17 protein-coding genes are annotated in these 19,448 nt (G+C 56.0%); 9 read left to right on the top strand and 8 right to left on the bottom strand.

Annotated features, from left to right (window positions below; all coding sequences use genetic code 11):
- Window positions 1–295 precede the first annotated feature (295 nt).
- The 5 genes from hofQ to ACMYSP_RS14435 are packed head-to-tail and all read right to left on the bottom strand — an operon-like array spanning window position 296 to window position 3,621.
- On the bottom strand, window positions 296–1,549 hold the full coding sequence (gene hofQ, locus ACMYSP_RS14455) for a DNA uptake porin HofQ (RefSeq protein WP_434582726.1): 1,254 nt from the start codon (window positions 1,547–1,549) through the stop codon (window positions 296–298).
- Window positions 1,473–1,871, bottom strand: a complete 399-nt coding sequence (locus ACMYSP_RS14450) for a HofP DNA utilization family protein (RefSeq protein WP_434582725.1) — start codon at window positions 1,869–1,871, stop codon at window positions 1,473–1,475. The genes hofQ and ACMYSP_RS14450 overlap by 77 nt, the downstream gene beginning before the upstream one ends.
- Complete coding sequence (locus ACMYSP_RS14445; protein WP_434582724.1) at window positions 1,861–2,310, bottom strand: hypothetical protein; 450 nt, start codon at window positions 2,308–2,310, stop codon at window positions 1,861–1,863. Before ACMYSP_RS14445 ends, ACMYSP_RS14450 begins: the two co-directional genes overlap by 11 nt.
- Window positions 2,294–2,833, bottom strand: coding sequence for a PilN domain-containing protein (locus ACMYSP_RS14440; protein ID WP_434582723.1), 540 nt, complete (start codon window positions 2,831–2,833; stop codon window positions 2,294–2,296). Before ACMYSP_RS14440 ends, ACMYSP_RS14445 begins: the two co-directional genes overlap by 17 nt.
- Before the next feature lie 2 nt (window positions 2,834–2,835).
- Entirely contained in the window at window positions 2,836–3,621 is a 786-nt protein-coding gene (locus tag ACMYSP_RS14435) for a pilus assembly protein (RefSeq protein ID WP_434582722.1), read from the bottom strand.
- Window positions 3,622–3,739: 118 nt separating this feature from the next.
- Between ACMYSP_RS14435 and mrcA the strand changes: the two genes are divergently transcribed.
- Window positions 3,740–6,298, top strand: a complete 2,559-nt coding sequence (gene mrcA, locus ACMYSP_RS14430; protein ID WP_434582721.1) for a peptidoglycan glycosyltransferase/peptidoglycan DD-transpeptidase MrcA — start codon at window positions 3,740–3,742, stop codon at window positions 6,296–6,298.
- A 67-nt stretch (window positions 6,299–6,365) separates the two neighbouring features.
- Here mrcA and nudE read toward each other — a convergent pair whose 3' ends face one another.
- Window positions 6,366–6,926, bottom strand: a complete 561-nt coding sequence (gene nudE, locus ACMYSP_RS14425) for an ADP compounds hydrolase NudE (protein ID WP_434582720.1) — start codon at window positions 6,924–6,926, stop codon at window positions 6,366–6,368.
- Between the two features lie 328 nt (window positions 6,927–7,254).
- Here nudE and ACMYSP_RS14420 point away from each other — a divergent pair, with 328 nt between their 5' ends.
- The 5 genes from ACMYSP_RS14420 to pckA all read left to right on the top strand — a co-directional run bounded on the left by ACMYSP_RS14420 (window position 7,255) and on the right by pckA (window position 13,437).
- Window positions 7,255–9,384, top strand: a complete 2,130-nt coding sequence (locus ACMYSP_RS14420; RefSeq protein ID WP_434582719.1) for an intracellular growth attenuator family protein — start codon at window positions 7,255–7,257, stop codon at window positions 9,382–9,384.
- A 60-nt stretch (window positions 9,385–9,444) separates the two neighbouring features.
- Window positions 9,445–10,128, top strand: a complete 684-nt coding sequence (gene yrfG / locus ACMYSP_RS14415; RefSeq protein ID WP_434582718.1) for a GMP/IMP nucleotidase — start codon at window positions 9,445–9,447, stop codon at window positions 10,126–10,128.
- Entirely contained in the window at window positions 10,125–10,526 is a 402-nt protein-coding gene (hslR, locus tag ACMYSP_RS14410) for a ribosome-associated heat shock protein Hsp15 (protein ID WP_123757328.1), read from the top strand. Before yrfG ends, hslR begins: the two co-directional genes overlap by 4 nt.
- 40 nt (window positions 10,527–10,566) lie before the next feature.
- Entirely contained in the window at window positions 10,567–11,451 is an 885-nt protein-coding gene (gene hslO / locus ACMYSP_RS14405) for an Hsp33 family molecular chaperone HslO (protein WP_434587102.1), read from the top strand.
- Window positions 11,452–11,814: 363 nt separating this feature from the next.
- Window positions 11,815–13,437 carry a phosphoenolpyruvate carboxykinase (ATP) gene (pckA, locus tag ACMYSP_RS14400; protein ID WP_434582717.1) on the top strand — a complete coding sequence of 541 codons (1,623 nt, stop codon included), beginning with the start codon at window positions 11,815–11,817 and terminating at the stop codon, window positions 13,435–13,437.
- A 99-nt stretch (window positions 13,438–13,536) separates the two neighbouring features.
- On the opposite strand, the gene envZ is transcribed toward pckA, so the two are convergent.
- Both envZ and ompR read right to left on the bottom strand, forming a co-directional pair.
- Window positions 13,537–14,898, bottom strand: a complete 1,362-nt coding sequence (gene envZ / locus ACMYSP_RS14395; RefSeq protein WP_434582716.1) for a two-component system sensor histidine kinase EnvZ — start codon at window positions 14,896–14,898, stop codon at window positions 13,537–13,539.
- Window positions 14,895–15,614 (bottom strand): osmolarity response regulator transcription factor OmpR, encoded by a 720-nt coding sequence (ompR, locus tag ACMYSP_RS14390; protein WP_006177890.1) that lies wholly within the window; start codon window positions 15,612–15,614, stop codon window positions 14,895–14,897. The genes envZ and ompR overlap by 4 nt, the downstream gene beginning before the upstream one ends.
- A 246-nt stretch (window positions 15,615–15,860) precedes the next feature.
- Here ompR and greB point away from each other — a divergent pair, with 246 nt between their 5' ends.
- The 3 genes from greB to feoA all read left to right on the top strand — a co-directional run bounded on the left by greB (window position 15,861) and on the right by feoA (window position 19,427).
- On the top strand, window positions 15,861–16,334 hold the full coding sequence (gene greB, locus ACMYSP_RS14385) for a transcription elongation factor GreB (RefSeq protein WP_123757324.1): 474 nt from the start codon (window positions 15,861–15,863) through the stop codon (window positions 16,332–16,334).
- 101 nt (window positions 16,335–16,435) lie between these two features.
- Window positions 16,436–18,766: a Tex family protein gene (locus ACMYSP_RS14380; RefSeq protein WP_434582715.1), complete on the top strand. Its 2,331-nt coding sequence runs from the start codon at window positions 16,436–16,438 to the stop codon at window positions 18,764–18,766.
- Between the two features lie 433 nt (window positions 18,767–19,199).
- Complete coding sequence (gene feoA / locus ACMYSP_RS14375) at window positions 19,200–19,427, top strand: ferrous iron transporter A (protein WP_434582714.1); 228 nt, start codon at window positions 19,200–19,202, stop codon at window positions 19,425–19,427.
- The last annotated feature ends 21 nt before the right edge of the window (window positions 19,428–19,448 follow it).

Genomic DNA, 19,448 nt, shown 5'->3' with positions numbered 1-19,448 from the left:
AGCGAGAGTCAGACTGAAAATTATCTCAATACTCAGGCAGGTTTGGCAACTGAATATACTAGTCAATATTCAAACTACCCTGCCGTCGGCTGCACTTTTTCGCCTCCAGGTGCATAGTTATCTATGATTCTGGGGGTAAATCAGCGTGCCGCCTTGATGCATCCTGAATGATCTTGTTGCAATCACCGGACAAAAAAGAAGATTGATGCCGAACCCGACTCTCAAATCGGTACCCCTTGTATGCTAAATCCGTCCTCACGTCAAACACCTGAAACGTGTTTAGCAAGAAAAGGGCTTAATGCACTGCCAGAATTCGTGGGGTGATGAAGACCACCAGTTCACGCCGCTCCTTCCCTTTACCATCGTGACGAAACAGCTGGCCAAGCAATGGGATATCGCTAAGAAGGGGAATACCATCCCGGGCTGATTTCTTTTTTTGTGAAAATATGCCGCCCAGCGCCAGCGTTTCACCGCTTTTCACTTCGACCTGGGTTTCAATTTCTTGTTTGTCGATCGCCAGGACTTCGCCATTCTCCTGTTTCAGGGCCTGACCCGGCGTATTTTCGCTAATCCGTAACTTCAGGCGCACGCGGTTTTGCTGCAAAACCGTCGGCGTGACCTCCATGCCTAACACCGCTTCTTTAAACTCCACCGATGTCGCCCCGTTTTCACCCCGGGAAACCTGGTATGGGATCTCGCTCCCCTGTTTAATGCTGGCAGGCTGCATGTGGGAAGCCAGCAAGCGAGGGCTGGCGATGATTTCCACCAGCTGCTTTTGCTCCAGCGCCGAGAGTTCGAGCTCCAGCAGTCGCCCACTGATGCGACCGATATTAAAACCGGCCCGTGTATCGGCATTACTTACCCCTTGCTGGCTGCTAAAGGTTGTGAGCTTGCCGAAACCAGGCGTATTGCTGGCCTCGGCCAGGCTCCATTTCACCCCCAGCTCTCGCAGGCTGGTTTCACTCATGGACACAATATGCGCAGCCAGTTCGACCTGACCAACCGGGAGATCCATCTCCTGCGCCCACGCTTTCAGGATCGCAAGATGGCGGGCATCATCGCGCATCAACAGGCGATTAGTGCGTGCATCCACCGTCAGGCTGCCACGCGCGCTGAGTAATTTATCCCCGGCCTTCGCCAGCTCCGTCGCATCGGCATAGCGCAAAGTCACGCTGTGCCGTTGTAACGGTAAGCTCAACAAGCGCTTCTCACGTTCCGCCTCCTGCTGCGCCTGCTGGGCGCTTTTCCAGGCCAGCGTGTGTACATAGAGAACGGTGCCCTGCTGGCTCAGCGTCAGCCCGGCGCTATCGATAACCGAACGTAACGCCTGCTGCCAGGAAACATTTTTCAGGTGCAGCGACAGCGAACCGCTGACGTCCGGCGCGATAATCAGGTTTTTTTGCCGCATTTCTGCCAGAGTCTGCAGCACCTGGGCAACAGGAACATCATCAACCATTAAAGAAACTGGCGGCTCATTTTTTACCGCTCCGGGTGCGGTAACCACCAGTGCTGGCAGCAGCAGAATCAGCAGGCTTATCCATCGCATCATTTATTCCGTTCTCCTTTCGCTTCCACGCCCAATGCAAGGGTTCGCATCCTGGCCCGGTAGTGATTTCAATGCGTTCCGCCGTCAGCGCAGTAACTAGCCAGCCGGGAGGCAAAGCGTCATCCACGCGCACGCGGCGCCATTTACCTGTGCGGTCCTGCAGGTAACCCACGTTCTGCTGCGCAGTACCCACTGCGCCGCCGTAGTGCCATTGCGCCAGCTGCGCCGTCTGGCAGTGGTCTTCCACCGGCTCAAACGGATCGCGATCGGCAGCCAGCACCGGCAACGGAAGCAGCCACAGCAGGCACCATCCGTTAATCCTCATGCTCGGCCTCCAGCGCCAGTGTCATTTGCAACGATCCCTTGTGCGGGTGAAGCGAAAATGCCGTGACTCGCATACCACACTGCGCTAGCCACAAAAACAGGGGCGGAACCGCCTGCCAGCGGACATCCAGCACCAGCTCTCCTCCTCGTCCCACAGGACGCCAGGCCACCAGTTTGCTGTCAGTTCCGGGCAGCGTCATCGGAGAAAAACGCTGCGTGCCCCGTTCTTCAACGCTATCCAGCGGCGAAGCGACCTGTAACGGCATCAGCCGCAGCCACTGCAGACGGATACCAGGAGGCTCATGGCTTTCAACTGGCGGAGGTGATAACGAGAACCAGAAATACCCCGCCACCAGCAATACCAGCACGAATGGCAGCGCCAGCTGGCCGCCACGCCCGGAACAAAGCAGCCCCCACCAGTGCTCAATGGTCGCGCGCATCGACGTGCTCTCCGGCAAGAGAAAAACTAAACTGCCAGTACCCCTGCTCACCGCGACGCGTTTCACCAGCCCGTGCGGGCTGGAACCCGGAGACCGAACTCAGGAGCTGCTGCAGCCCCGATACGGCGTTCAGGTTCAAGGCCATCCCGTTCAATGTCAGGGCATCACGCTGATACTCCAGCCGGGTTAACCAGGCCTGCGGCGGCAGCCGCGCGGCAATGGTCTGTAAACGCTGATGCCAGGACTCGGTCAACGCTCGTCTCTGCTGCCGCTGGCGCCGTTGTTCACGCTGTTGACGCCGCTCCAACAGCAGGCTTTCACGCTGGCTGAGGGCAGCAAAGAGTTGGTTGTCCGCCGCCATGCGTACCACGACAAGCGCCTCGTCAGCGTCATGAGCTACCCGCTGAGCCACGGCGATCGTCAGCAGCGACAACCCCAGTCCGATGGCATACAACACCCCAATACGAACTCGCTGACGGCGGCGCACGTCACGCCAGGGTAGAAAATTAACCAGCGCAGCCATAGTTAACGCCCGCCTAACGCCAGTCCGATCGCCACGGTGAAGCTATCGTCACCCTCCGGCAGCGGGGGTTGCAGGCGATGAATCACACTCCAGGGGTTAAAACAGGTTTCATCGCCGGAACCAGCAGCACAGTGCTGGAGTGATTCGGCGTTGATCTGCCGGGCGAGCTGCGCAAACGAAGCGATTTCAGCGCAAGGCGAACAGCCCCAGCCCTCTTGCGTGGCCCACAGCCAGTTCGGGCCATGACGCCACCCCAGACCATGCGACCCTGAAGGCAGCCAGGGAAAATAGGCGCTGAGGGCACTGGCATCCGGCACAATCTCTGCCACTCTTAACTTCAGACGCGCCGCGAACTGGCGCAGCAGGTCGATCTCCAGACGTTGTGCCGCCGTCACCCGCCATTCCGTCATTGCCGGTGCGGCAGAATAATCGATGCAGAGTGAAGCGACGGGCATTTCCAGTTGCTGAGCCATGACGCTGGTTATCCATTGCGCGCGTTCACTTTCGCTGAGGGACAATTGCGGCCGTGGCAGCCGCTTTTGCAGAGTTCGGCTGGCCGGAAAGGCAATGCTGACCTGGTGTTGCAGCGGCAGCTCTCGCCGCCAGTGACGCAGTTGCTGTGCCAAGCCGACAACGTCAACCACCATCCCATGACGTACGGTTCCGGGTGTCAGCGGAATACGCCACCAACGACATAGCGCCCAGCGTGCACGTACATTGCGCAGCGCTACAAGCACGATTTCGTCCTGCTGGATATGCATCCCTATTCGCCAGTTAGTGAAAGCCATGCTTACGATCTCCTTGTCCGCCATTACGGCTCGACTCTATCAATGCACCAGGCTTGCCTTTATACTACCGCGCGTTTGTTTATAAACTGCCCAAATCAAACTAAATGGGAAATCTCCGGTGAAGTTCGTAAAGTATCTATTGATCCTTGCAGTCTGTTGCGTACTGCTGGGAGCAGGCTCGGTTTTTGGCCTTTATAAATATATTGAGCCGCAACTCCCCGACGTCGCGACCCTGAAGGATGTGCGTTTGCAGATCCCCATGCAGGTCTATAGCGCGGATGGCGAGCTGATCGCGCAATATGGCGAAAAACGTCGTATTCCTGTCACGTTGCAGCAAATGCCGCCTGAACTGATCAAAGCGTTTATTGCCACCGAAGACAGCCGTTTCTATGAGCACCACGGCGTTGACCCCGTCGGTATCTTCCGTGCCGCCAGCGTGGCCATGTTCTCCGGGCATGCTTCGCAAGGCGCCAGTACCATCACTCAGCAGCTTGCGCGTAACTTCTTCCTGAGTCCGGAGAAGACCCTGATGCGTAAGATTAAAGAAGCCTTCCTGGCGATCCGCATCGAGCAGCTGCTGAATAAAGATGAAATCCTTGAGCTGTACCTGAATAAAATCTATCTCGGCTACCGTGCCTACGGCGTTGGCGCAGCAGCGCAGGTCTACTTTGGTAAAAACGTTGATCAGCTGACGCTGAGCGAAATGGCGGTGATCGCCGGCCTGCCTAAAGCCCCGTCGACCTTTAACCCACTCTATTCGATGGATCGCGCCACCGCACGTCGTAACGTGGTTCTGGCGCGCATGTTGAGTGAAGGCTATATCACTCAGGCGCAGTACGACAGCGCACGTAGCGAAAGCATCGACGCACGCTACCACGCACCAGAGATTGCCTTCTCCGCGCCTTATCTGAGTGAAATGGTCCGCCAGGAAATGGTCCGCCGCTACGGCGAGCAGGCTTATGAAGATGGCTACCGCGTTTACACCACTATTACGCGTAAAAATCAGCAATCGGCCCAGCAAGCAGTGCGCAACAATGTGCTGGATTACGATATGCGCCACGGCTACCGCGGCCCGGCAAATGTCCTGTGGAAAGTGGGTGAAACCCCGTGGGATAACGCCAAAATTCTGACGACGCTCAAAGGTCTTCCGGGATATGGGCCGTTGGCGCCTGCGGTGATCACCGCGGCGAACCCACAGGAAGCCGTCGCACTATTGGGCAACGGCACCGCCGTCACGCTGAATATTGATGCCGTCCGCTGGGCGCGTCGTTTTATCTCCGATACCCAACAGGGCGCCACACCACGTAAAGTGACCGACGTACTGCAGGCCGGGCAGCAGGTGTGGGTGCGTCAGGTAGGTACTAACTGGTCGCTCTCGCAGGTTCCGGATGTTAACTCGGCGTTGGTGTCCATCAACCCGCAAAACGGTGCCATTATTGCGTTGGTTGGCGGTTTCGATTTCAATCAGAGCAAATTTAACCGCGCGACCCAGGCGCTGCGTCAGGTCGGCTCAAACATCAAGCCGTTCCTCTACACCGCGGCAATGGATAAAGGCCTGACCCTGGCAAGCATGCTCAATGACGTACCGATTTCCCGTTGGGATGCCGGCGCCGGTTCTGACTGGCAGCCGAAAAACTCCCCGCCGCAGTACGCCGGCCCGATCCGTCTTCGTCAGGGACTGGGACAGTCGAAAAACGTGGTGATGGTGCGTGCCATGCGCGCTATGGGCGTCGATTATGCCGCGGAATATCTGCAGCGTTTCGGCTTCCCGGCACAGAATATCGTGCGAACCGAATCGCTGGCGCTGGGTTCCGCTTCCTTTACGCCACTGCAGGTGGCCCGCGGTTACTCGGTGATGGCTAACGGCGGCTTCCTGGTAACACCTTTCTTTATCAGCAAAATCGAGAACGACCAGGCCGGTGTGATCTTCGAAGAGCGACCGAAGATTGCCTGCCCGCAGTGTGACGTGCCGGTGATTTACGGTGATACACCGAAATCCAACGTGCTGGAAAATAAAGATGTCGAAGATGTTGCCACCTCTGACACCGCGCAGAATGTCCCGGTACCGCCGCAGCCACAGCTTGAACAGGCTAACCAGTCTCTGGTTGCGCAAACCGGTACGCAGGAATACGCACCGCACGTGATTAACACCCCGCTGGCATTCCTGATTAAAAGCGCGCTGAACACGAACATATTCGGTGAGCCGGGCTGGATGGGTACCGGCTGGCGTGCCGGTCGCGATCTGCAACGCAAAGATATCGGCGGCAAAACCGGGACCACTAACAGCTCTAAAGATGCCTGGTTCTCGGGTTACGGTCCTGGGGTCGTCACTTCGGTGTGGATTGGTTTTGACGATCACCGTCGCGACCTGGGGCGGACCACCGCTTCCGGGGCGATTAAAGATCAGATCTCTGGCTATGAAGGGGGAGCAAAAAGCGCCCAGCCGGCCTGGGATGACTTTATGAAACAGGTCCTGGAAGGCGTACCAGAAGAGCCGTTAACTCCGCCACCTGGCGTGGTGACGGTCAATATCGACCGAAGCACCGGGCAGCTCGCGAGCGGGGGTAACAGCCGCGCCGAATACTTCATCGAAGGCACACAGCCTACTCATCAGGCGGTTCATGAAGTGGGGACCACCATCACCGATGGCGGTGGCGAAACTCACGAATTGTTCTGACAAAAAAAGCGCCTGCGGGCGCTTTTTCTTTATGTATCTGCTTGGGTCGGCAACTGACTTTAGCGAACTACAAACGCCCCTGCGCCAGCAACCATTCGCGGACCAGGAACAACGCACTGACGTTGCGCGCTTCATTAAAGTCTTCTTCATCCAGCAGCGCCATCAGTTGCGATATCGGCCAGCGCACCTGCGGTAACGGCTCCGGCTCATCGCCCGGCAGCGATTCCGGATACAGGTCTTCCGCCACCAGAATATTCATCTTGCTGGAGAAATACGACGGCGCCATGCTGAGTTTTTTCAGGAACGTCAGCTGGTTGGCGCCAAAACCGACTTCTTCTTTCAGCTCGCGGTTGGCAGCCTCCAGCACGGTTTCCCCTGGATCAATCAACCCTTTGGAGAACCCCAGTTCATAGGATTCGGTGCCGACGGCATATTCACGAATCAGAATGAGGTGGTCATCAACAATCGGGACAATCATCACGGCTTCACGCGTAGAAGGACGCATGCGTTCATACACGCGACGCACGCCGTTGCTGAACTCCAGATCCACACTTTCAACGTTAAAAAGACGCGAACGCGCTACTGTTTCAACATTAAGAATGGTGGGTTTTTGTAATGATTTGCTCATTGTTATCGATCTATGCTGTGATTCCAGAAGTCATTGTGCGATACGCGCCACGGTTTCGGCAATTCAATTCGCCACTAATTTACATAATTGCAACCTAAATACAGGCAGACGGACGCTGATTAAGATAAAAAAGTCAATAGTTTGAAATGTCTTTGAGAATTTACTGATTCCTGATTTTTTGCGTTTTTGATAAGCTACCAGGCAGCTGTATCGCATACTATTTTTTCCCGTATTTACACGACATCTGCCACGAGCAAACTGCAGGTTTGCGCAACGTGTTATGCAATCGACGAACCTGTAAGAAAAGAATAACTATGATGGGATGGGCATGGGCACCTTTCTGATTTCTTTCACAGCTCTGCTAATCTGCGCATTGCTCATCGGGTGGTGGTATCGCGTGCATGCCAGACGTCGCCGCCTCCCCCTGCTGCATGCCTTTAGTGACGCCACGACGCGCAAGATCACGACGGATGAACAGCGGGCGGTAGAAAAGTACCTTGAGGGTGTCAATCGCGCACAGCAGACGCCAGCATCCGGAGCCAGCGTGGCGCCGGCCAATCTCGCATTAACGCTGCAGAGCGATACCGTCTTTACCGTCACCCGTGCGATTACGCGCTACGGCATTACCTCTGACGAACCGAACAAATGGCGCTATTTCCTCGACTCGGTTGAAGTTCATCTGCCACCGTTCTGGGAACAATATATTAATGACGAAAATAGCGTTGAGCTGATCCCCACCGAAAGCCTGCCGTTGGTCATTGCACTCAATGGTCACGCGCTCAGCGATTATCCGCAGGAGCATCGCAACTTTGCGCTTGAGCGGGTATCAGCCACTCAGGCCTCGATACGCGGGGAAGAGAGCGAGCAAATTGAGCTGCTGAACATTCGTCAGGAAACCCAGGAAGAACATGCCCTGATTCGCCCTGACGGCCTTCGTGAAGCCATCCTGATCGTCGCCTCGTTCCTGCTGTTTTACTTCAGTCTGATCAGTCCCTACGTATTTACGCCGTGGTTGCTGGCCGGCGGCTTGCTGTTGCTGGCAGCAGGCCTGTGGGGTATCTATGCCCCGCCACGTAAGACCTCGCTTCGGGAGATCCACTGTCTGCGTGGGATGCCAAAACGCTGGGGCCTGTTTGGCGAAAATGACCAGGAGCAGATCAACAACATCTCCCTGGGAATTATCGATCTGATTTATCCACGCCACTGGCAGCCCTGGATTGCCCAGGACCTCGGACAACAAACGGATATCGATATTTATCTGAGCCGTCACGTTGTTCGCCAGGGACGCTTCCTGTCATTGCACGATGAGGTGAAACACTTTCCTCTGCAGTACTGGCTGCGCAGCGCCATTATCGCCAGCGGCGCGCTGCTGGTGGTGATGATGCTGTGGGCCAGCGTGCCGTTGAATATGCCCTTTAAATTCACCCTCTCGTGGTTGAAAGGCGCGCAGACGATTGAAGCCACCACCGTCGCGCAAATGGAAAAGTCGCAGGTTCGCATCGGCGATACGCTCAGGCTGAAAGGGATTGGGATGTGCAATATCCACTCTCCCGACAGCTGGACGGCAAAAGAAAATTCGCCATTCATGCCCTTCGATTGCTCACAGATCATCTGGAATGAAGCCCCGCCGCTGCCGCTGCCGGAGTCCGACATTGTCAGTAAAGCCACCGCGCTGATGCAGTCCGTGCAGCGCCAGCTGCACCCTGATCCGGACGATGATTCCCGCGTCAGCCCGGCGCTGCGTTCGGCAATCCAGAAATCAGGCATGGTACTGCTGGACGACTTTGGCGATATCGTAATCAAAACCAATAACTTGTGCGCAGCCAAAGATGACTGCACCCGGTTGAAAAATGCCCTGGTTAACCTCGGTAATACCCGTAACTGGGAAGCGCTGACCAAGCGCGCCAGTTCAGGCAAGCTGGATGGCGTCAACGTGCTTCTTCGTCCGGTGAGCGCAGAATCACTGGAGAACCTGGTTACCACGTCAACCGCGCCGTTTATCGTCCGTGAGACATCGCGTGCAGCACAAGCGCTGAACAGCCCGGCCCCTGGCGGCTTTGTGATCGCCAGCGATGAAGGCAGTGAACTGGTCAATCAGCCGTGGCCCACCACCAGCCTGTATGACTATCCGGCGCATGAACAGTGGGGAGAGCTGCAACGGTTGGCGGGCATGCTGATGCGTACACCATTCCACGCCGAAGGAATTGTCACTAATCTGTTCACCGATGCCAACGGGACACAGCACATTAATCTGCATCGCATTCCCGACCGCTCAGGCCTGTGGCGCTATCTTGGCACCACCCTGCTGCTGCTGACGATGTTAGGCTGCATGTCCTGGCACGGGGTCCTGACGATTCGTCGCTACCAGCGCCATCGTCAGCGAATGGAAGATATTCAAAAATACTATGAAAGCTGCCTGAATCCGGTCCTCATCCCCTCAACGGATCATCAAGAGTAATTCCCGGCGCGATGGGTGTGATACCCTGTCGCGCATTTCCCCCCTCGCTGGAGACTCACCATGCACGTAGATATTGCCTGGCAGGAGGTCGATACCGTTCTGCTGGATATGGATGGCACGCTGCTCGACCTCGCCTTCGACAACTATTTCTGGCAAAAGCTGGTTCCGGAAACCTGGGGGGCCGCACGCGGGCTCAGCCTGACAGAAGCCAAAGAGGCGATGCACCAGGAGTACCATGCCGTTCAGCATACGCTAAACTGGTACTGTCTTGATTACTGGAGCGAGCGTCTGAATTTGGATATTCGTGCGATGACCAGCGAGCAGGGTCCACGAGCGGCACTGCGTGAAGATACCGTGCCGTTTCTTGATGCGCTCAAAGCCAGCGGCAAGCAGCGGATCCTGTTGACCAACGCCCATCCGCACAACCTGGCCGTTAAACTTAAGCATACCGGCCTCGATGCACACCTTGATTTATTGCTTTCCACCCACACATTTGGTTATCCGAAAGAGGATCAGCGCTTATGGCGTGCGGTCGAGGAAGAAACCGGCTTTGATGCGCGTAAAACGCTCTTTGTCGATGATAACGAGGCCATTCTGGATGCTGCCGCGCAGTTCGGTATTCGCTACTGCCTTGGCATCACCAATCCGGATTCCGGGCTGGCGGAAAAAAGCTATGCTCGCCACCCTGGGTTGAACGATTACCGGCGGCTGATCCCTTCCCTGACCCAACAGGAGAGGCCATGAAAGAAAAACCCGTCGACGCCGTCAGGCTGGACAAATGGCTGTGGGCGGCCCGCATCTATAAAACCCGCGCGCTGGCGCGCGAGATGATTGAAGGCGGTAAGGTGCACTACAACGGGCAGCGTAGTAAACCGGGGAAAATCGTCGAACCAGGCGCAATCCTGACCCTACGCCAGGGCAATGACGACCGCACGCTACTCGTCAAAGCGATCATGGAACAGCGCCGGCCCGCCAGCGAAGCCGTCTCGTTGTATGAAGAGACGGCGGAGAGCATCGAAAAGCGCGAGAAAACGGCGCTGGCGCGCAAAATGAACGCGCTGACCATGCCCCATCCCGACAGACGTCCGGACAAGAAAGAACGCCGCGACCTGATGAGATTTAAACACGGTGACAGTGAATAACCTTCTATTTCCGTAGAAGCCACTGTGGCCAGCAAGAGAGATAATTATGACTCAACACGATCAATTACATCGTTACCTGTTTGAAAACGTTGCCGTACGCGGTGAACTGGTGACCGTATCAGAAACCCTGGCGCAGATTCTGGAGAATCACAGCTATCCGCAGCCGGTCAAAACCGTGCTGGCAGAGCTGCTGGTTGCCACCAGCCTGCTGACCGCAACGCTGAAATTTGCCGGTGATATTACCGTGCAGTTGCAGGGCGACGGGCCGCTATCTCTGGCGGTGATTAACGGCACCAACCAACAGCAGCTGCGCGGCGTCGCGCGCGTTCAGGGCGATATTCCGGAAAATGCGGATCTGAAAACGCTGGTCGGTAATGGTTATCTCGTCATTACTATCTCTCCGGATGAAGGCGAGCGCTATCAGGGCGTCGTCGGTCTGGAAGGCGACACTCTCGCGGCCTGTCTGGAAGATTATTTCCAGCGCTCTGAGCAGCTGCCGACCCGTCTGGTCATCCGTACCGGCGAACTTGAAGGTAAACCGATGGCCGGAGGCATGTTACTGCAGGTAATGCCAGCACAGGATGCACAAGCGACAGACTTTGAGCATCTGGCGACCCTGACGGAGACCATCAAAGCCGAAGAGCTGTTCACCCTCTCTGCGACCGACGTACTGTGGCGCCTGTATCACGAAGAAGAAGTGACCGTTTACGATCCGCAGAATGTGGAATTTAAATGCACCTGTTCTCGCGAGCGCTGCGCCGGTGCGCTGAAAACGCTGCCGGATGAAGAGATCGACAGCATCCTGGCTGACGAAGGCGAAATTGATATGCACTGCGATTACTGCGGCAGTCATTACCTCTTCAATGCGATGGATATCGCCGAGATCCGCAATAACGCGTCTCCGGCCGACCCTCAGGTTCACTGATTTTCTTCCCCGCCAGCGGGCCCGGTGTCGGTTTTCTGCCGCCGCCGCCGCTGGCGTGAAATTTTCCTTCGCGAGATGAATCGATTTTCACTGAAAGAGTTACGTAACTTTCTTTCAAGAAAGCGATTACATTCACATTTCGGCAGTTTCTTTAATTACTTTTTAACCAATAAGAAACATCTATCACCACCCATCGCCATTTTCCTGAGATAATCACGCACGCTTCGTGACAGGAGTCACCGTGTTTTTCGTAAGTAAGGCGTTTGTCGAGATACGTAAATCTATGAGCCTGGTCGCGGTCTATACCCCTAAAGAACCCCTACAATTTGAAGCAGTATATCTTAATGGCTAAGGAGCAGTGACATGCGCGTTAATCATGGTTTAACCCCGCAGGATCTCAAGGCTTATGGTATCAACGACGTCCAGGATATCGTCCACAACCCAAGCTACGAAACATTGTATCAAGAGGAACTCGATCCCAGTCTGGAAGGGTATGAGCGTGGTATCCTCACCAGTCTCGGCGCGATCGCTGTCGATACCGGCATTTTCACCGGTCGTTCTCCGAAAGATAAATATATCGTTCGCGATGACACCACCCGCGACACCGTATGGTGGTCAGATAAAGGCAACGGTAAGAATGACAACAAACCGCTGTCTCAGGAAACCTGGCAACATCTGAAAGGACTGGTCACCAACCAGCTTTCAGGTAAGCGTCTTTTCATCGTTGATGCATTCTGTGGCGCCAACGCCGACACCCGCCTGAGCGTGCGTTTTATTACCGAAGTGGCCTGGCAGGCACACTTTGTCAAAAACATGTTCATCCGCCCAAGCGAAGAAGAGCTGGCTAACTTTACGCCAGACTTTATCGTGATGAACGGCGCGAAATGCACCAACCCGCAGTGGCAAGAACAGGGTCTGAACTCTGAGAACTTCGTCGCCTTCAACCTGACCGAGCGCATTCAGCTGATCGGCGGGACCTGGTACGGCGGCGAGATGAAGAAAGGGATGTTCTCTATCATGAACTACCTGCTGCCGCTGCAGGGCATCGCGTCGATGCACTGCTCCGCCAACGTCGGCGAAAAAGGGGACGTTGCGGTCTTCTTCGGGCTTTCCGGCACCGGCAAAACCACCCTGTCTACCGACCCGAAACGCCGCCTGATTGGCGATGACGAGCACGGCTGGGATGACGACGGCGTCTTCAACTTCGAAGGCGGTTGCTACGCCAAAACCATTAAACTGTCGGAAGCCGCCGAGCCGGATATCTATCACGCCATCCGCCGCGATGCGCTGCTGGAAAACGTTGTCGTGCGCGCTGACGGCACCATTGATTTCGATGATGGTTCGAAAACCGAGAACACCCGTGTCTCCTACCCGATCGATCATATCGAAAACATTGTTAAGCCGGTCTCTAAAGCGGGTCATGCCACCAAAGTCATCTTCCTGACTGCGGATGCCTTCGGCGTACTGCCGCCGGTATCGCGCCTGACCGCTGACCAGACCCAGTACCACTTCCTCTCCGGCTTTACCGCCAAGCTGGCAGGCACCGAGCGTGGTGTGACCGAGCCAACGCCGACCTTCTCGGCCTGTTTCGGCGCGGCGTTCCTGTCGCTGCACCCGACGCAGTATGCGGAAGTGCTGGTAAAACGCATGCAGGCATCCGGCGCCCAGGCCTACCTGGTCAACACCGGCTGGAACGGCACCGGCAAACGTATCTCGATTAAAGATACCCGCGCCATTATCGACGCCATTCTCGACGGTTCGCTGGACGATGCGGAAACCTTCACCCTGCCGATGTTTGATCTGCAGATCCCGACCTCACTGCCGGGTGTGGATACGCATATTCTCGACCCGCGTAATACCTACGCGTCGCCGGAGCAGTGGCAGGAAAAAGCCGAGCAGCTGGCGAAACTGTTCGTTGAGAATTTTGAGAAGTACACTGACACGCCGGCAGGCGCAGCGCTGGTGGCCGCAGGCCCGAAACGCTAATCCGCGGTAACAGGCGGTAAATAAAGAAAAAGCCGGGCAAATGCCCGGCTTTTTTAGTTTCTCACCGACTCACACCCTGCCGGTGCGTGCCCGGGTAGATTAACTCTCTTTCCCTGCCTTCGTAGGCGCCTGTACACGCTGGAACGGCACCGGCAGCCACGCACGAATCAACAACCCACCGCGCTCGCTGGAACCAATCTCCAGGCGGCCGTTATGGTTATCAATAATACGCTGCACAATCGCCAGCCCCAGTCCGGTTCCACTGGTGCTTCGGGCGCTGTCGCCGCGGACAAACGGCTGGAACAGATGTTCGCGCTGCTCCGGCTTGATCCCCGGGCCATCATCCTCGACCTGGAACCACGCGCTGTTGGCTTCGCTACCGCTGCTCACTTTAATCCAACCGTTACCATAACGCGCGGCGTTAACCACCATATTGGCCAGGGCACGCTTGATCGACAGCGGGTGGATCCGCAGAGGGATTTCGCCTGCCTGCAGGTTAGTCGCGATTTCCCGCTCGTAACCGCTCTCCGCCGCGATAACCTCACCCAACACCGAGTTCAGGTCCGCCAGCTCCATCGGCATCTCCTGACCGGTACGCAGGTAGTCGATGAACTGCTCAATGATGGCGTTACACTCTTCGATATCTTTGTTAATCGATTCGGCGAGGTAACCGTCCTCTTCGCCCATCATCTCCGTCGCCAGGCGAATACGCGTCAACGGCGTTCGCAGATCGTGACTGACGCCAGCCATTAGCAGGGTTCGGTCGTCCGCCAACTGTTTGACGCCGGCGGCCATATGGTTAAAGGCCCGGGTCACCGATCGCACTTCAGAGGCACCGTACTCCCGCAGCGGCGGCGGAATAATGCCGCGTCCAACCTGCAACGCCGCATGTTCCAGATCGACCAAGGGGCGGTTCTGAATACGAATAAACAGCCAGGCCCCGCCAATCGCCAGCAGCATAATTGCCAGGGTATAGCGGAACAGCGGCGAGAAGTCGCCCTGATGGATTTCCGTCAGCGGTACGCGCACCCAGATATTGGGTGACAGCCAGGTTTTCAACCACACCACGGGAGAGCTTTTATTCACCTCAACCCGCACTTCGGTTGGCCCACCTAGCTGGTGCGCCATCTGCTGACTTAAGAACTCATAATGCTGCGCCCAGCGCAGACCTGCATCTTCCGCCGCTTCGTTGGAGTAGAGCGAAATCCCCAGCTCGCGATAAATCTCGCGCCGAAACGCCGGCGGCACCACCAGTTGGGTACCGTCCTCCAGCTGCAGTTTATCGGTCATCAGCATACGCACTTCGTACGCCAGCACCTTATTAAACTGCTGGAGGCTCGGCAGGATCGCAAAGTTCAGCACCACCAGATAGGTCGTCACCAGGCTGACAAACAGCAGAGTGACGATCAGCAACAGGGTGCGGGCAAACGAGCTTCGCGGCGAGAAGCGCAGGCGTTTCATGCCTTAGCGCCGTCCGGTACAAATACGTAGCCAAGCCCCCACACGGTCTGGATATAACGCGGATGGGCCGGATCTTCTTCCACCATGCGGCGCAGACGGGAGATTTGCACGTCGATGGAACGCTCCATCGCCGAGTACTCACGACCACGAGCCAGGTTCATCAGCTTGTCGCGGGAGAGCGGTTCGCGAGGATGGCTGACCAGCGCTTTCAGCACCGCAAACTCGCCGCTGGTGAGCGGCATCGGCTCATCTTCACGGAACATCTCGCGGGTGCCGAGGTTCAGCTTAAACTTGCCGAAAGCGATTACCGCTTCTTCCTGCGACGGTGCACCCGGCAGCTCATTCGCCTGGCGGCGGAGCACGGCACGGATACGGGCCAGCAGTTCACGCGGGTTAAATGGTTTCGGAATGTAGTCGTCAGCACCGATTTCGAGGCCCACGATACGGTCAACTTCTTCCCCTTTCGCCGTCACCATGATGATCGGCATCGGGTTGCTCTGGCTACGCAGACGACGACAAATGGACAAGCCATCTTCGCCCGGTAACATCAGATCCAGCACCATAAGGTGGAACGATTCGCGGGTTAACAGACGATCCATCTGTTCAGCGTTTGCGACGCTACGAACCTGGAAGCCTTGCTCGGTCAGATAACGTTCGAGCAGCGCACGCAGACGCATGTCATCATCGACAACAAGAATCTTATAATTCTCTTGCATTGTTTATACTCCCAAAGGTTCACTGCATTTGTCAGTGCGTATTCTCAAAAAAGCCCGGCTCGCCCACCAGCTAAATCTGGTATATATTCCAGGCTAAATTGTTACAAAGCATATTTAACAGCAGCTTAAGCATACATTTAATCATAAGACACATTATTTATCCTGTCGGTATTATTACGCACTACGAATTGTGCGCAACCGCACATCCCCATGTGCAATACCGGTAACCTGAAGGTAGATCGATGAATGAAAACGCCGCTGATCACCCGTGAAGGGTATGAAAAACTTAAAAAAGAAATGGACTATTTGTGGCGTGAAGAACGTCCGGAAGTGACGAAGAAAGTGACCTGGGCTGCCAGCCTCGGTGACCGGAGCGAGAATGCGGATTACCAGTACAACAAAAAGCGTCTGCGCGAAATTGACCGCCGGGTACGCTACCTTACCAAATGTCTGGAACATCTGAAGATTGTCGATTACTCCCCGCAGCAGGAGGGCAAAGTGTTCTTCGGCGCGTGGGTGGAAATCGAAAACGACGACGGCGATACCAAGCGTTTTCGCATCGTGGGCTACGATGAAATCTTCGGGCGCAAAGACTACATCTCCATCGACTCGCCGATGGCCCGCGCGCTGTTGAAAAAAGAGGTCGGCGACCTGGCGGTGGTCAACACCCCGGCAGGCGAAGCCAGCTGGTACGTGAACGAGATTGAATATGTTAAATAGCGCGTCCGGAACATTCTGAGACCCTCGTGCGGCGACTGGCATTTTACCGTGCCAGCCCGTATAACTATCCCCTGATTTTCGATCCACAAGATGAAATAGACATGATGAATGATTCGCTCTGCCGCATTATTGCGGGTGAACTTCAGGCCAGGTCTGAACAGGTAGAAGCTGCCGTTCGCCTGCTTGATGAAGGGAATACCGTGCCGTTTATTGCACGTTATCGTAAAGAAGTCACCGGCGGTCTGGATGACACGCAGCTGCGTAATCTGGAAACCCGTCTCGGTTATTTGCGTGAACTGGAAGACCGCCGTCAGTCGATTCTCAAATCGATCGGTGAACAGGGCAAACTGACCGACGCGCTGGAAAAAGCCATCACCACCACTCTGAGCAAAACCGAGCTCGAAGACCTCTACCTGCCCTACAAACCCAAACGCCGCACCCGCGGGCAGATTGCGATTGAGGCTGGACTGGAGCCGCTGGCAGACCTGCTGTGGAACGAACCGTCCCACGACCCGGAGACGGAAGCTGCCCGATTTATCGATGCCGACAAAGGCATCGCCGATACCAAAGCCGCCCTTGATGGCGCACGCTATATTCTGATGGAGCGTTTCGCCGAAGACGCCCAGCTGCTGGCAAAAGTGCGCGACTATCTGTGGAAAAATGCCCATCTGGTCGCCACCGTCGTGACGGGAAAAGAAGAAGAAGGCGCCAAATTCCGCGACTACTTTGACCATCACGAACCGATTGCTACCGTCCCTTCACACCGTGCGCTGGCGATGTTCCGTGGGCGCAACGAAGGCATACTGCAGCTGGCCCTCAATGCCGACCCCCAGTTCGACGAACCGCCGAAAGAGAGCCAGTGCGAGCTCATTATTATCAACCACCTTGGCCTGCGCCTGAACAACGCCCCGGCGGACAGCTGGCGTAAAGGCGTGGTGAGCTGGACCTGGCGTATCAAGGTGCTGATGCACCTCGAAACCGAGCTGATGGGCACCGTCCGTGAACGCGCGGAAGATGAAGCAATCAACGTCTTCGCCCGCAACCTGCACGATCTGCTGATGGCGGCCCCTGCCGGTTTGCGCGCCACCATGGGCCTCGATCCTGGCCTGCGTACCGGGGTCAAGGTCGCGGTTGTCGATGGCACCGGTAAACTGGTGGCCACCGATACCATCTACCCGCACACCGGGCAGGCCGCCAAAGCGGCGGTTGCCGTGGCTGCGCTGTGCGAAAAACACAACGTCGAGCTGGTGGCGATCGGTAACGGCACCGCTTCCCGTGAAACCGAGCGTTTCTTCCTCGACGTGCAGCAGCAGTTCCCGAAAGTTACCGCGCAGAAGGTGATCGTTAGCGAAGCGGGCGCCTCCGTCTACTCCGCCTCCGAGCTCGCGGCGCTGGAATTCCCGGACCTCGACGTCTCCATTCGTGGTGCGGTATCTATCGCCCGTCGCCTGCAGGACCCGCTGGCCGAGCTGGTTAAAATCGACCCGAAATCCATCGGCGTGGGCCAGTATCAGCACGATGTCAGCCAGTCGCAGCTGGCGCGTAAGCTGGATGCGGTCGTCGAAGACTGCGTAAACGCCGTCGGCGTAGACCTGAACACCGCGTCGGTGCCGCTGCTTACCCGCGTAGCCGGCCTGACCCGGATGATGGCGCAGAATATCGTCGCCTGGCGCGATGAAAACGGTCAGTTCCAGAACCGCCAGCAACTGCTGAAAGTGAGCCGCCTCGGGCCAAAAGCCTTTGAACAGTGTGCCGGCTTCCTGCGCATCAACCACGGTGATAACCCGCTGGATGCCTCTACCGTGCACCCGGAAGCCTACCCAATCGTGGAACGCATTCTGGCCGCCACCCAACAGGCGTTAAACGACCTGATGGGCAACAGCAGCGAACTGCGCAACCTGAAAGCCGTCGATTTCACCGATGACAAGTTTGGTGTGCCAACGGTATCCGACATCATCAAAGAGCTGGAAAAGCCTGGCCGTGACCCGCGTCCGGAGTTTAAAACCGCGAAGTTTGCCGACGGCGTCGAGACCATGAACGACCTGCTGCCCGGCATGGTGCTTGAAGGGGCGGTCACCAACGTCACCAACTTTGGCGCCTTTGTCGATATCGGCGTTCACCAGGATGGCCTCGTACATATTTCATCGCTGTCGAATAAATTCGTCGAAGACCCGCATACCGTGGTCAAAGCCGGTGATATCGTGCAGGTGAAAGTGATGGAGGTCGACCTGCAGCGTAAGCGTATCGCCTTAACCATGCGTCTGGACGAGCAACCAGGCGAGAGCAACGCCCGGCGCAGCGGCGGCAATGAACGCCCGCAGGGTAACCGCCCGGCAGCGAAAACGGCGAAACCTCGTGGCCGTGAAACAGCGTCTACCGGTAACAGCGCCATGATGGACGCGCTGGCTGCGGCGATGGGCAAAAAACGCTAATGCCTTCCCGGCCGCTCTGACGAGGGGCCGTTTTCATTCCCGCAACATTCGCCATTCCCTTTTCCGCTGTCGGCAATCTCTGAGTGTTTATATATTCTGATAACGGGTTAATTACGGTTAATTAAATGAGTAAATATTCCCCGCCTAAAGATTTCATTTTGTTAACCAATGAAACCTTAATTAAACATTAACAACAGCGGCTCACTTTGCCTTTATTTTTCCCTATGTCACAGACCTTGCGTCATATCAAAAAACAGGCAAATTTGCCGGTCTAAGTTGATTATTACACTGGTTATGTATTGATGATAAAAACCATTATCATTATCATCATTCGTAGTTAGTATATATTTTCTCCGTTGGCGATGCTCCCCGGCGCGGTGTGGCTATCGCATGCAATCCATTCTCATTGACTTAGCGATGACAAGTAGGCCCTATGCAATTCACTCCTCATAGTGCGTGGAAAATCACTGGTTTCTCTCGCGATATTAGCCCGGCTTATCGTCAGAAACTGCTGTCTCTTGGAATGCTGCCAGGCTCTTCTTTTAGTGTGGTTCGCGTCGCACCGCTTGGCGATCCTGTTCATATCGAAACCCGGCGCGTGAGCCTGGTATTACGTAAAAAAGATCTCGATTTAATCGAACTGGAAGCGGTTGCACAATAACGCCGGCCCGGCACTTAGAGT

This window comes from Klebsiella sp. R390, from assembly GCF_051131745.1.
In the GTDB taxonomy this organism is placed as follows: Bacteria; Pseudomonadota; Gammaproteobacteria; order Enterobacterales; family Enterobacteriaceae; genus Klebsiella.
This window is presented reverse-complemented; position numbering and strand designations above follow the sequence as displayed.

Bases quoted from the DNA above. Each gene is read 5' to 3' on its own strand.
- pckA (WP_434582717.1), top strand. From the start codon at position 11,815: ATGCGCGTTAATCATGGTTTAACCCCGCAGGATCTCAAGGCTTATGGT.
- yrfG (WP_434582718.1), top strand. From the start codon at position 9,445: ATGCACGTAGATATTGCCTGGCAGGAGGTCGATACCGTTCTGCTGGAT.
- envZ (WP_434582716.1), bottom strand. From the start codon at position 14,898: ATGAAACGCCTGCGCTTCTCGCCGCGAAGCTCGTTTGCCCGCACCCTG.
- ACMYSP_RS14380 (WP_434582715.1), top strand. From the start codon at position 16,436: ATGATGAATGATTCGCTCTGCCGCATTATTGCGGGTGAACTTCAGGCC.
- hslR (WP_123757328.1), top strand. From the start codon at position 10,125: ATGAAAGAAAAACCCGTCGACGCCGTCAGGCTGGACAAATGGCTGTGG.
- greB (WP_123757324.1), top strand. From the start codon at position 15,861: ATGAAAACGCCGCTGATCACCCGTGAAGGGTATGAAAAACTTAAAAAA.
- feoA (WP_434582714.1), top strand. From the start codon at position 19,200: ATGCAATTCACTCCTCATAGTGCGTGGAAAATCACTGGTTTCTCTCGC.
- ACMYSP_RS14420 (WP_434582719.1), top strand. From the start codon at position 7,255: ATGGGCACCTTTCTGATTTCTTTCACAGCTCTGCTAATCTGCGCATTG.
- ACMYSP_RS14435 (WP_434582722.1), bottom strand. From the start codon at position 3,621: ATGGCTTTCACTAACTGGCGAATAGGGATGCATATCCAGCAGGACGAA.
- ACMYSP_RS14440 (WP_434582723.1), bottom strand. From the start codon at position 2,833: ATGGCTGCGCTGGTTAATTTTCTACCCTGGCGTGACGTGCGCCGCCGT.
- ACMYSP_RS14445 (WP_434582724.1), bottom strand. From the start codon at position 2,310: ATGCGCGCGACCATTGAGCACTGGTGGGGGCTGCTTTGTTCCGGGCGT.
- hofQ (WP_434582726.1), bottom strand. From the start codon at position 1,549: ATGATGCGATGGATAAGCCTGCTGATTCTGCTGCTGCCAGCACTGGTG.
- ACMYSP_RS14450 (WP_434582725.1), bottom strand. From the start codon at position 1,871: ATGAGGATTAACGGATGGTGCCTGCTGTGGCTGCTTCCGTTGCCGGTG.
- nudE (WP_434582720.1), bottom strand. From the start codon at position 6,926: ATGAGCAAATCATTACAAAAACCCACCATTCTTAATGTTGAAACAGTA.
- ompR (WP_006177890.1), bottom strand. From the start codon at position 15,614: ATGCAAGAGAATTATAAGATTCTTGTTGTCGATGATGACATGCGTCTG.